Annotated in this window: 11 protein-coding genes; 9 read left to right on the forward strand and 2 right to left on the reverse strand. The window is 72.0% G+C overall.

Annotation, left to right across the window (positions count from 1 at the left end):
- The first annotated feature begins 30 nt into the window (after window positions 1–30).
- From AB0I72_RS06055 to tpx, 7 genes are all read left to right on the forward strand, one after another.
- Window positions 31–1,356: a nucleotide disphospho-sugar-binding domain-containing protein gene (locus tag AB0I72_RS06055; RefSeq protein WP_358563500.1), complete on the forward strand. Its 1,326-nt coding sequence runs from the start codon at window positions 31–33 to the stop codon at window positions 1,354–1,356.
- On the forward strand, window positions 1,353–2,516 hold the full coding sequence (locus tag AB0I72_RS06060) for a DegT/DnrJ/EryC1/StrS family aminotransferase (protein WP_358563501.1): 1,164 nt from the start codon (window positions 1,353–1,355) through the stop codon (window positions 2,514–2,516). The genes AB0I72_RS06055 and AB0I72_RS06060 overlap by 4 nt, the downstream gene beginning before the upstream one ends.
- A complete protein-coding gene (locus AB0I72_RS06065; RefSeq protein WP_358563502.1) occupies window positions 2,513–3,586 on the forward strand; it encodes a glucose-1-phosphate thymidylyltransferase in 1,074 nt (357 codons plus the stop codon). The genes AB0I72_RS06060 and AB0I72_RS06065 overlap by 4 nt, the downstream gene beginning before the upstream one ends.
- A gap of 40 nt (window positions 3,587–3,626) precedes the next feature.
- On the forward strand, window positions 3,627–4,931 hold the full coding sequence (gene rfbH / locus AB0I72_RS06070) for a lipopolysaccharide biosynthesis protein RfbH (RefSeq protein WP_358563504.1): 1,305 nt from the start codon (window positions 3,627–3,629) through the stop codon (window positions 4,929–4,931).
- 94 nt (window positions 4,932–5,025) lie between these two features.
- The gene (locus tag AB0I72_RS06075; protein ID WP_358563506.1) at window positions 5,026–6,372 is read left to right on the forward strand and encodes a nucleotide sugar dehydrogenase; all 1,347 of its coding nucleotides are present in this window, start codon (window positions 5,026–5,028) and stop codon (window positions 6,370–6,372) included.
- Window positions 6,369–7,367, forward strand: a complete 999-nt coding sequence (locus AB0I72_RS06080) for an SDR family NAD(P)-dependent oxidoreductase (protein WP_358563508.1) — start codon at window positions 6,369–6,371, stop codon at window positions 7,365–7,367. Before AB0I72_RS06075 ends, AB0I72_RS06080 begins: the two co-directional genes overlap by 4 nt.
- 70 nt (window positions 7,368–7,437) lie before the next feature.
- Window positions 7,438–7,956 carry a thiol peroxidase gene (gene tpx, locus AB0I72_RS06085; protein ID WP_358563510.1) on the forward strand — a complete coding sequence of 173 codons (519 nt, stop codon included), beginning with the start codon at window positions 7,438–7,440 and terminating at the stop codon, window positions 7,954–7,956.
- A 136-nt stretch (window positions 7,957–8,092) separates the two neighbouring features.
- Here tpx and AB0I72_RS06090 read toward each other — a convergent pair whose 3' ends face one another.
- Window positions 8,093–8,545: an SgcJ/EcaC family oxidoreductase gene (locus tag AB0I72_RS06090; protein ID WP_358563512.1), complete on the reverse strand. Its 453-nt coding sequence runs from the start codon at window positions 8,543–8,545 to the stop codon at window positions 8,093–8,095.
- Between the two features lie 64 nt (window positions 8,546–8,609).
- Entirely contained in the window at window positions 8,610–9,071 is a 462-nt protein-coding gene (locus AB0I72_RS06095; protein ID WP_358563768.1) for an SgcJ/EcaC family oxidoreductase, read from the reverse strand.
- 298 nt (window positions 9,072–9,369) lie between these two features.
- On the opposite strand from AB0I72_RS06095, the gene AB0I72_RS06100 reads away from it, so the two are divergent.
- Together AB0I72_RS06100 and AB0I72_RS06105 are read left to right on the forward strand one after the other, a co-directional pair.
- Entirely contained in the window at window positions 9,370–10,548 is a 1,179-nt protein-coding gene (locus tag AB0I72_RS06100) for an acyl-CoA dehydrogenase family protein (protein WP_358563514.1), read from the forward strand.
- A 35-nt stretch (window positions 10,549–10,583) separates the two neighbouring features.
- Window positions 10,584–12,152 (forward strand): GMC family oxidoreductase N-terminal domain-containing protein, encoded by a 1,569-nt coding sequence (locus AB0I72_RS06105; RefSeq protein WP_358563516.1) that lies wholly within the window; start codon window positions 10,584–10,586, stop codon window positions 12,150–12,152.
- Window positions 12,153–12,157 lie beyond the last annotated feature (5 nt).

Below are 12,157 nucleotides of genomic sequence, written 5' to 3' on the forward strand. Positions count from 1 at the left end.
ACCACACCCCCGACGAGTTGGAACGGACCCATGAGAGTCGTCTTCTGCCTCTGGCCCAACGCCGCCCACCTGTACCCGCTCGTCCCCCTCGCCTGGGCGCTCCAGGCCGAGGGGCACGAGGTCCGTGTCGTCTCCCACCACGCGCTCGAGGGGAGGACGGCGGAGGTGGGCCTGCCCGCCGTCTCCGTGGGCGCGCCGGACATGATCCCCATGGGTCCGGGCAACCCCTATCCCGAGGAACGCCGCCGCATGGCGGAGCTGAGCGCGACGGTGTCCCCGTCCGGAGGCGGACGCGACACCTGGGACGTGTTCACCCACTTCATGCTGCCCTCCATCTGGGACTTCTCCCCCATGAACCCGACCGGGGAGGAGCAGTTCACGGCCGTCGACGACCTCGTCGACTTCGCCCGGGACTGGAAACCGGACCTGGTGCTGTGGGACCCGTGCTTCCCGGCCGGCGCCGTCGCCGCCGCGGCGTGCGGAGCCGCCCACGCCCGACTGCTGTGGGGACAGGACTACTTCGGGTGGAGCCGTGAGCTGTTCCTCTCCACCGCGTCGGCCGACGCCGCGCAGGAGCCCCTGGCGGCCTCGGTGCGCCCGATCGCCGAGCGGCACGGGGTCCGGGTGGACGACGAACTGCTCCTGGGCCAATGGACGATGGACCCGCTTCCCGAGGCCATGCGTCTGCCGACGAGCGCCCTGACCGTCCCGGTCCGATGGGTGCCCTACGCCGGTCAGACGCCCGTACCGGGTTGGCTCCGGGGCAGGCCCGCCAGGCCCCGTGTCGCCCTGTCCCTGGGGTTGTCCCAGCGCATGTTCCTCAAGGGCGGCTGGGGGCACGTCCCCGGCATCCTGGAGGCCGTCGGCGGGCTGGACGTGGACGTGGTCGCCACGCTGGACGCCACCCAGCTGGAGGGCGCCGCCGTCCCCGAGAACGTGCGCACCATCGACTACCTGCCGCTGAACCAGCTGCTGCCCACCTGTGACGCGATCATCCACCACGGAGGGGTGGGCACCTTCGCCGCGGCCGCCGCGCTGGGGGTGCCGCAGCTGATCACCGACACCGACGACGACCACGGCGTCATGGCCGCGCCCGGCGAGGGCATGGAGGCGTCCAAGCACGCCGAGTCCTCGATCACGGCGGGCTACGTCACCTCCCGGTCCGCGGGGCTTCGGATCGACCACCGGACCCAGGACGTCGAGGACGTCAGGGAGAACGTGCGCAGGGTGCTCAAGGACGCCGACTTCCGCGCCGGGGCCGACCGGGTGCGCGGCGAGGTCCTGGCGTCACCCTCGCCCGCGTCCGTCATCCCGACCCTGCGAGCGCTCACCGCCATGCGCAAGGGCACCTCATGATCAACGTGTTCCAGCCCAGCCTGGGCCCGGAGGAGCTGGCCGCGGTCGAGGCCGTGTTCAGCGACTCCTGGCCCGGGATGGGCCCGCGCACCACCGCCTTCGAGGCGGCCTTCGCCGACCATCTGGGCGTCGAACCGGACGGCGTGCTGTTCGTCAACTCGGCGACCGCGGGGCTCTTCCTCGCCGTGGAGCTGTTGGGCCTGGGCCCGGGCGACGACGTGGTGATGCCGAGTATCAGCTTCGTGGGGGCGGCGAACGCCGTGTGCGCGGCGGGCGCGCGCCCCGTCTTCTGCGACGTGGACCCGCGCACCCTCAACCCGACCGTGGAGGATGTGGAGCGCAGCCTGACCGCCCGCACCCGGGCGGTGGTCCTGCTGCACTACGGCGGTCTGCCGGGCGACGTCGAACGGATCGCCGCGCTCTGCCGTGAGCGGGGCGTACGGCTGGTGGAGGACGCCGCGTGCGCCGTCGCCTCGCGGGTCGGGGACCGGGCCTGCGGCACCTTCGGCGACATCGCCGTGTGGAGCTTCGACGCCATGAAGATCCTCAGCACGGGCGACGGGGGGATGGTCCTCGTACGGAACCCGGACGAGGCCGACCGGGCGCGGCGCCTCGCCTACCACGGGCTGCGCCACCACAGCGGGATGAGCGCGTCACGGTCGGTCGCGCGGCGATGGTGGGACCTGGACGTGGAGGGATTCGGCCGCAGGATCGTCGGCAACGACCTGACCGCGGCCATCGGGCTCGTGCAGCTGGGCCGGCTGCGCGCGTTCGTGGACCGGAGGAGGAACGTGGCGGCGTCCTACGACCGCCTCCTGGACGGGGTCGAGGGCGTGGCGGCGCCGCCGCCGGCGCCCGAGGACCACGCCTCGTCCCACTACTTCCACTGGGTTCGTCTGGACCCGGGGGAACGCGACCGGGTGGCGGCCGAACTCCTGGAGCGGGGCGTCTACACCACCTTCCGCTACGCGCCCCTGCACCGTGTGTCCGCCTACGGGGCGGACGGGGTCCGGCTCCCCGGCGTGGAGGAGGCGGCCGAGCGCACCCTGCTGCTCCCCCAGCACCAGGGGCTCTCCGACGCCGACGTCGAGCGCGTGGCCAAGGAGCTCGTCTCCTCGGTCGCGCGTCGGCCCCGGACACGGAACGAGAGCCGCCGATGAGGGCCCTCGTCCTGGCGGGCGGAACCGGATCGCGGATGCGGCCGCTCAGCCACACCCGACCCAAACAGCTGGTCCCCGTCGCGGGACGCCCGGTCCTCGAACACGTGGTCCGCGGCGTACGCGAACTGGGGGTCACCGACATCGGAGTCATCACGGGCGACGGCGCGGACCACGTCCGAAACGCGCTCGGGGACGGGAGCGGGTTCGGGGCGCGGCTCACCTACATCCATCAGAGCCGTCCCCTCGGGCTCGCCGACTGCGTCCGGGCGGCACGGGACTTCCTGGGCGGGGACGCCTTCGTGCTCTGCCTCGGCGACAACCTGCTGCCCTCCGGATTCACCGAGCTCGCGGAGGAGTTCCGGCTCCGGCGCTCGGACGCGCACATCGCGGTACAGCGGGTCGCGGACCCCTCCGCGTTCGGGGTCGTGGACATGGGCGAGGACGGCAAGGTCGGCGGGCTGGTCGAGAAACCCACCGTCCCCGTCAGCGACTGGGCGATCATCGGCGTCTACTTCTTCTCGCCGGCGATCCACGAGGCCGTCCGCGCGATCGAACCGAGCGGCCGGGGAGAGCTGGAGATCACCGACGCGATCCAGTGGCTCCTGGAGCACGGATACGGCGTGAGCGCCGGTGAGTACACGGGGTACTGGGCGGACGTCGGACGGCCCGACGACGTCCTGCGCGCCAACCGCCACCTGCTCGGCACGCTCACCCGGCCCGCGTTGGAGGGCGACGTCGACCCGGACAGTCGCCTGGACGGCGTGGTCTCCCTCGGCGAGGGCGCCAGGGTGATCCGCTCCACCGTGGTCGGACCCGTGGTGATCGGTCCCGGGACCGTGGTGACGGACTCCGTCCTGGGCCCCGGGACGTCGATCGGCGCGCACTGCTCACTGAACGGGGCCGACGTGGCCGACAGCGTCCTGATGGACGGCGCCCGGATCGACGGCCCCGCCCCCCTGAGACGCTCCGTGGTCGGACGGGAGTCCGTCGTCCGGTCCACGAGGACCGCGGCCCCCATCGGGCACCGGCTCGTCGTCGGGGACCACAGCCGCATCGAGACGGATTCTTGACACATCACGACCGCACGAGGAAGGGACGAGGGGTGCCGTCATGGAGGAAGCGAAGAAGGAGATCCTGGACGCCGTCCTGGCCTACCACGACAAGACGAGGTCCGAGGGGCCCTTCGTCCCCGGCGAGACCGAGATCTGGCCCTCCGGCGCCGTGCTGGACGCCGACGACCGCGTGGCCTTCGTCGAGGCCGCGCTGGACATGCGCATCGCCTCGGGGGCCAGCGCACGCAAGTTCGAGAGCGCGCTGGCCCGCAAGGTCGGCGTGCGCAAGGCCCACCTGACCAACTCGGGTTCGTCGGCCAACCTCCTCGCCGTCACCGCGCTCACCTCGCCCCAACTCGGCGAGCGCGCGCTGGTGCCCGGAGACGAGGTGGTGACCGTCGCCGCCGCCTTCCCGACCACGGTGAACCCCATCCTCCAGAACGGGCTCGTCCCCGTGTACGTGGACATCGAACTCGGCACGTACAACACCACGGCCGAACGGGTGGAGCGGGCACTGGGCCCGCGCACCAAGGCGATCGCGATCGCCCACACGGCGGGCAACCCCTACGAGGTGGAGGAGATCGCGCGACTGGCCGCCGACCGCGGCCTCTTCCTCATCGAGGACAACTGCGACGCGCTGGGATCCCGTTACCGGGGGAGGTACACGGGCACCTTCGGCGACCTGGCCACGGTCAGCTTCTACCCCGCCCACCACCTCACCATGGGCGAGGGCGGCTGCGTGCTGACCTCCGACCTGAACCTCGCCCGCGTCGTGGAGTCACTGCGCGACTGGGGACGCGACTGCTGGTGCGCTCCCGGCGAGAGCAACACGTGCTTCAAGCGGTTCTCCTGGCAACTGGGCGACCTCCCACCCGGATACGACCACAAGTACATCTACTCCCACGTCGGCTACAACCTCAAGACGACCGACACCGCCGCCGCCCTCGGCCTGTCCCAGCTGGGCAAGATGGACGTCTTCTGCGCGGCTCGACGCGCCAACTGGGCGCGGCTGCGCGAGGGCCTGGACGGAGTCCCGCACCTGCTCCTGCCCGAGGCGACCGCGGACAGCGACCCGAGCTGGTACGGCTTCGTCCTCACCGTCGCCGACGACGCCCCGTTCTCCGCCGCGGACCTCATCGACTTCCTGGAGGAGCGCAGGATCGGCACACGGCGCCTGTTCGCGGGCAACCTCCTCCGCCACCCGGCCTACACCCACCGGCCACGGCGGGTGGCGGAGGAGCTGGTCAACACCGACCGGGTCATGGAAAGCACCTTCCACCTGGGCGTCTACCCCGGTCTGACCGAGGAGATGATCGACTACGTCGTCGCCTCGGTCAAGGAGTTCGCCGCGTCGCGGCGCTGAAGGACCACCCCCCTGGCACCCTCGTGCCCGGTGCCGCCCGTGCGGCGGCACCGGGCCGGGGTGCCCCCACTCGACCACTCACACGAGGTGGACCATGCGTTGGATACCCCATGACCGGCTGCCCACCGTGGCGGTGATCGGTCTCGGCTACGTCGGATCGTGCGTCGCGGCCACGCTGTCCGATCGAGGACACGACGTCATCGGCGTCGACACCGACACGACCCTGGTGGACGAGCTCACCCGCGGGCACTGCCGATTCCGCGAGGAGGGACTGCCGCAGAGCCTGGCCCGGGGGCTGGCGGCGGGACGGATCCGGATCTCCACCGACCAGACCGGCGTCGGCGCGGCGGACGTCGTGCTCATCACCGTCGGCACACCCGTCAGGGACGACGGCTCGATGGCGGACGACCAGCTCGCCGGGGCCTGCGACGAACTCGCCCGGCACCTGCGCGAGGGTCAACTGGTGATCCTCAAGAGCACCGTTCCGCCCGGCACGACCTCCGCGAGGGTGCGGCGGTCGCTGGAACGGTCGGGACTGGTGGCGGGTGAGGACTTCGGGTTGGCGTTCGCCCCCGAGCGCCTGGCCGAGGGCGCCGCGATGCGCGAGCTGCGCGAACTGCCGATGGTCGTCGGCGGTCTGGACGCGGACAGCACCGCCGACGCGGCGGAGTTCTGGCGGCGGGGACTCGGGGTCCGGGTCATCACCGTGGGTTCCGCGGAGGCGGCCGAGATCGTCAAGCTCGCCGACAACTGGTGGATCGACCTGAACATCGCCCTGGCCAACGAGCTCGCCCGCTACTGCGCGCTCTTCGGCGTCGACGCGCACGAGGTCATCCCAGCCGCCAACACCGTCCCCAAGGGTTCCGGCAACGTCAACGTGCTCATGCCCAGCGTGGGGGTCGGCGGTTCCTGCCTCACCAAGGACCCCTGGATGGTCTGGCACTCGGCGCGCGAGCACGGACTGGACCTGTTGACCCCGGTGGCGGGCCGGGAGGCGAACACGGCGATGCCCGGGTACGCGGCGGGCCGCATGCTCGCCGGGCTCGAACGCCTGGGCAGGACCACGGAGGGCGCCCGCGTCGCCGTGCTGGGCCTGTCGTTCAAGAACGACACCGCCGACCTGCGCGAGACCCCCGTCCTGCCGGTCGTCACGGAGCTGGACAAGTCCGGCGCGGACGTGACCCTGTTCGACCCGCTGGTCGACCCGGCGGACACCGAGCGGGTGTTCGGTCGCGCCCCGGCCCCGTCCCTGGAGGCCGCCGTGACCGACGCCGACTGTGTGGCCGTCCTCGCCTACCACCGGGAGATGGAGTCGGTGGACCTGACGGCCCTGCCGGTCACCCGGCCGTGCCTGTTCTTCGACGGCCGCGCGAACCTGGCCGGTGCGTACGTGGACCGCCTGCGCGCCGCCGGATTCCACTACGAGGGGATCGGGCGGTGACCGGGGCCGCACACCGGCGGGCGGTGGTCACCGGAGGGAACGGGTTCGTCGGCCGCCACCTGGTGCGACGGCTGTTGGAGCAGGGCTGCGAGGTCCGCGTCCTCGACCGCGCCGACGCCGCCGGCGGCCACCGGGCCCCGGAGGGGGTCCGGTGGATCCCGGGTGACGTCCGGGACCCGGAGGACGTGGCGCGTGCCCTGCACGGCGGCGTGGACGTCGTCTACCACCTGGCCGCCATCGTGGGAGTGGACCAGTACCTGGCCGATCCCCTGGCCGTCATCGACGTCAACTTCACGGGCACCCGCCACGTGTTGGAGGCCGCGCTCCGAGCGGACGCCCGGCTCGTCATGACGAGCACCAGCGAGGTGTTCGGCAAGAACCCCGCCGTCCCCTGGGCGGAGGACGACGACCGGGTGCTCGGGTCGACCTCGAAGGCCCGGTGGAGCTACGGGACGAGCAAGGCCCTCGCCGAACACCTCGCGTTCGCGTTCGCCGAGCGGTACGGGCTGCCGGTCTCCGTCGTCCGCTACTTCAACGCCTTCGGCCCCGGACAGCGACCGGCCTACCTGGTGAGCCGTCTCGTCCACCGGGCGCTGAACGGCCGTCCCCTGACCGTCTACGACAAGGGCCGGCAGACCCGGTGCCTGACCTACGTGGGCGACGCGGTGGAGGCCACGGTCGCGGCCGGGACCGCCGAGTCCGCCATCGGCGAGGCGTTCAACATCGGCGGTCGGCGGGAGAGCACCGTGGCCGAGGTGGCCGAGCTGATCGGCGAACTGACGGGCGGTGGGGTCCCCCTCCGCTACGTGGACACGGAGGCGAGCCTCGGCAGCGCCTACGAGGACCTGGGGCGGCGGATACCCGACACCGACAAGGCGCACCGCCTGCTGGGCTGGGAGTGCCGGACACCCCTGCGCGACGGACTGGCCCGGACCGTCGCGTGGGCGCGCACCGCCCCGGCGTGGCTGGCGCTGGACGACACCGGGGCCGAGTGAGTCCGCCGAGCGCGGCCCCGCCGCACCCCCTTGGAACCACCGGCCGATCGACGACGTGAGGAGTACGACCGTGGACACCGTGAGAGAGAGCCTGGGGACGACGACCTTCCGGGGCCGTCCCGTGACCTTGTTGGGTCAGCCCGTCCAGGAGGGCGACCCGGCACCCGATTTCACCGTCATCACCCCCGACATGGCGCCCGTGCGGCTGTCCTGGGCGCCGGGCGCGGTACGGGTCCTGTGTTCGGTCCCGTCCGTGGACACCCCGGTCTGCGACCGGCAGACCCGGTTCCTGGCCGAGGCGCTGGGCTCCCTCCCCGGCGTCGAGCTGCTGACGGTCTCCGCGGACCTGCCCTTCGCCCAGCGGCGCTGGTGCGGGGCCGCCGGACAGGAGGGGATCGTCGCCTCCGACCACCGCGACCTCTCCTTCGGGCTGGCCTACGGCGTCGCCGTCAAGGAACTGCGTCTGCTGTGCCGTGCCGTGTTCGTCGTCGACGCGGGGGACACCGTCCGGTACGCGCGGTACGCTCCGGCCTCGGACGAGCCCCTGGACCACGAGGAGATCCTGGCGGCGGTACGCGACCTCCTGTAGGAGCCGGGCGGAGGGCGGGTGCGGTCCGGTTGACGCCCCCGCCCTCCGGAGTCTCCGGCGCGACGCGACACGAGAAGGAGGGGGCGCCCCGCGGGGCGCCCCCTCCTCTCCGCCGGCTCCCGGCGACCGGCGCTCGTCAGGCCAGCGGGCTGGACTGGTAGGAGAGCAGCACCCACTCCCCGTCCCGGCGGACGGAGACCCACACGGTGCGTGAGCGGTACTCCTTGGCCGGGGACTCCTCGCCGGAGCGGGCCACCCCGCCCTCGGTCACGACGACCGCGGTGTCGTCTCCGAGGAAGCGCATGTCGATGGGCTGCTCCACCAGGCGGGTGTCCTTGTAGGGGCCCGACAGGGCCTCCGACATCGCGCCGCGGATCTGCTCGCGGCTCGTGTACTGGTCGTCGCCCAGGAGCAGACTGCCGTTCTCCACGAAGACGTCGGCCAGCGCGTCTGCGTCGCCCTCGGCCCAGGCGGCCCGCGCACGCAGGACGGCGCTCAGGGCCGCCCCCTCCTCACCGTTGGGGAAGGGGCCGTAGCTTCCCGCCCACTCCTTCGCCTGGGCGACGAGTGAGGCAGCGTCGTTGGACATCAATGGTCTCCTCTCCCGGCCAGGCGGCCGGAGTCTCCGGTGCTCCGTGTCGAGAGCGGTGCGCTCACCAGCGCAGGGTCGCGCCCTCGCCACGCGGGCTGTTCTGGTAGGCGGCGAGCTTCCACTCACCGTCCCGCTTGACGAGGACCCAGGTGGACCGAACGGCGAGCTCGGGGGCGATCTCGGTCTCCCCCGGCGCCAGGATCCCGCCGTGCGTGCGGACCAGGCACACGTCGTCGGCCGCGAAGCGCACGTCCACCGGGGCGCCCGTCACGCCGGTGCCCTTGAACGGGCCGGCGTAGGCGGCGGTCATGAACGCGCGGATCTCCTCGCGGTTCTGCTTGTAGACGTCGCCGGGCAGGATCATGACCCCGTCCTCGACGAAGGTGTCGGCGACCTTGTCGCCGTCGTTCTCCGACCAAGCGGCGACCAGGCGGAGGGGGACGCTGAGCGCCTCCTTCTCCCGGTCGGAGGTGAAGGAACCGTAGTAGGCGTCCAGGTTTCCTGCGTTGGCTGGTGCCTTCATTGACACACGTGCCTCCATCGTCGGGTGTTCTCGGTTCCGGACGGGGCAACGGCCTCAGATCCGTCGCTCCGGGTTTCCGGCCCCGCCGTTCCTCCATGCTCTCCGCCGATTCGCCCGACCACATCTCCTGGATTGTCCTCCTCCCCCCACGGGAAAGGGACCGCATTCCGACCCCCGCAATGGAGAAGTCGCCGCCGCACGGAAAAGGTGTGATTCTCCGAGGTGAAACGTGTGCCCCAAGGGAATTCGTGGAAATGCCCTCGGGCCGCCGACCACCGAGACGCAGAAGGAGCACCGGATGGACAACGATCCCGGCCGGGAGGAGATCGTCAAGCGCGTGCGGGCCATCGTGCCCCTCGTTCGCGAGCACGCGCCCTGGCAGGACGAGAACAGGAGGCTGCACGACGAGGTGGTCGAGGCGCTGGACGAGGCCGGCGTCTTCCGGATGCGGGTGCCGACCAGGTACGGCGGCTACGAGTCCGACACCCGGACCACGTTGGAGGTGGCGTCCGTCCTGGCGCAGGCGGACGGCGCCACCGCCTGGAACACGTCGGTGTGGTGGATCCCCACCTGGATGGTCGGCATGTTCCCCGACCACGTCCAGGAGGAGGTCCTGTCCGAGCACGGCGGCCGTGTCTGCGGCACGCTCAGCCCGGGGGGCGCGGCCGAGCCCACGGACGGCGGGTTCGTCGTCAACGGCCGGTGGGGCTTCATCAGCGCGGCGCCGCACAGCCACTGGCAGTCGATCATCGCGGTCACCCCCACCCCCGACGGCTCGGGCATGCAGCCGATCATGGCGCTGGTGCCGATGTCGGACCTTCGGTTGGTCGACGACTGGCACGCGGCGGGCCTGCGGGGCTCCGGCAGTGTGACCACCGTGGCGGAGAACGTCTTCGTCCCCTCCGACCGCGTCCTGCCCCTGGGCGCCGTGATGCAGGGGCAGACGGTCTCCGAGGCCAACCGGGAACTGCCCATGTACCGGGCCCCGCTGCTGGCGGTGGCCGCCGCCACCTCGGCCGGCACCCCGACCGGTCTCGCGGAGGGCGCCCTCGAACTCTTCCTGGAGCGCTCCACCGAACGCGGGATCACCTACACCGACTACGGCCGCCAGGCCGACGCACCGGTCACCCACCTCCAGGTGGCCCAGGCCTCCCTGATGGCGGACGAGGCCCGGTTCCACGCCGAGCGGCTCACCTCGGTCGTCGACGCCAAGGGGTCGCTCGGCGAGGAGTGGTCGCTGCTGGAGCGCGCCCGGTGCCGTGCGGACATGTCGGCGCTGTGCCGTCGGGCCAAGGACGCGGTGACCCTCCTCGGTGAGGCGAGCGGTGGGCGTTCGGTGTACACCGAGCACCCGATGCAGCGGATGGTCCGCGACATCACCGCGCTCAACCTGCACGCCCTCATGTATCCGGACACCGGCTTCGAGTTGTACGGACGCGTCCTGTCCGGGCTCGAACCGAACACCCTCTACATCTGATGGCCTCCGCGGCGACCGGAAGGGACGAGAACACCGTGTTCGATTACGTGATCGTGGGCGCGGGGTCGGCCGGCTGTGTGCTGGCGGCGCGCCTGAGCGAGGATCCCGACACCACCGTGTGCCTGATCGAGGCGGGCCCGGCGGACACCTCCGAACGGATCCACATCCCCTCGACCTTCGGGCACCTGTTCCGAACCGAGGTGGACTGGGACTACCACACGCACGAGGAGCCCCACCTGGGGCGGCGCAAGGTGTACCTGCCCCGGGGCCGGGTCCTGGGCGGCACCAGCTCCATCAACACGATGATCTACATCCGGGGGAACCGGACGGACTTCGACGACTGGGGTCAGGAGGGCTGGTCCTTCGAGGACCTGTTGCCCTACTTCCGGCTCGCCGAGGACAACGAACGCGGCGAATCCCGCTTCCACGGGGTGGGCGGCCCCCTGTCGGTCTCCGAGAACCGGTCGCGCAACCCGATGTCGACGGCGTTCCTGGCGGCCGCCGAGCAGGCGGGCCACCCGGCCAACGAGGACTTCAACGGCGCCGAGCAGGACGGCTTCGGCTTCTTCCAGCTCACGCAGAAGGACGGGATGCGGTGCAGCACCGCGACCGCCTATCTGCACCCGGCGGCCGACCGCCCCAACCTCACCGTCCGCACCGGCACCACCGTCCACCGGGTCGTCATCGACGACGGCCGGGCCGCGGGCGTCGCGGTGGGCGGGCCCGAGGGGGAGGAGGTGATCAGGGCCGAGCGCGAGGTCCTGCTGTGCGGAGGCGCGTACAACTCGCCGCAACTGCTCATGCTGTCCGGCGTGGGTGCGCCGGAGGCCCTGGCCCCGCTGGGGATCGACGTCGTGGCCGACCTGCCGGCGGTGGGCGCCGGCCTCCAGGACCACGTGCTACTGCCGCTGGTCTACACGCACGACCACCCCGTCAGCCTGTTGGCGGCGGGCTCGCCCGAGAACGTCCGCCGTTTCCAGGAGAGCCGGTCCGGGCCGATGACGTCCAACGGGCCGGAGGTCGGGGGCTTCGCCCGCACCCGCGGTGACCTGCCCGCGCCCGACGTGGAGTTCCTGACCGCGCCGATCATGTTCGTCGACAGCGGTCTGGCCGCGCCCACCGGACACGCCCTGTCCTTCGGGCCGTCCATGCTCACGCCCGCGAGCCGGGGAAGGGTGGAGCTGGCCAGTGACATGCCCACCGCCAAACCGCGGATCGTGCACAACTACTTCGACGCCCCCGAGGACATGGACTCGGCCGTCGAGGCTCTGCGCATGGCGCTGGACATCGCCCGGCAGGAGTCCCTGCGCGACTACACGAAGACGGCGCACCAGGTGCCCGCGTCCGAGTCGGACGCGGACCTGAGGGAGTTCGTCCGACGGTACGCGCACTCCATCTACCACCCCTCCTCCACGTGCGCCATGGGCAGCGTGGTGGACGCGGACCTGCGGGTCCGGGGTGTGGAGGGCCTGCGCGTGGCCGACGCGTCCGTGATGCCGACCCTCGTCCGGGGCAACCCCAACGCGGCGACGATCACGATCGCCGAGCGCGCCGCCGACCTGGTTCGGGGGATCGATCGGCGGGGGCGGGGCGCCGCGGCCTGAGCCCG

The sequence above is a fragment of the Nocardiopsis sp. NPDC049922 genome, assembly GCF_040660275.1.
Classification (GTDB): domain Bacteria; phylum Actinomycetota; class Actinomycetes; order Streptosporangiales; family Streptosporangiaceae; genus Nocardiopsis.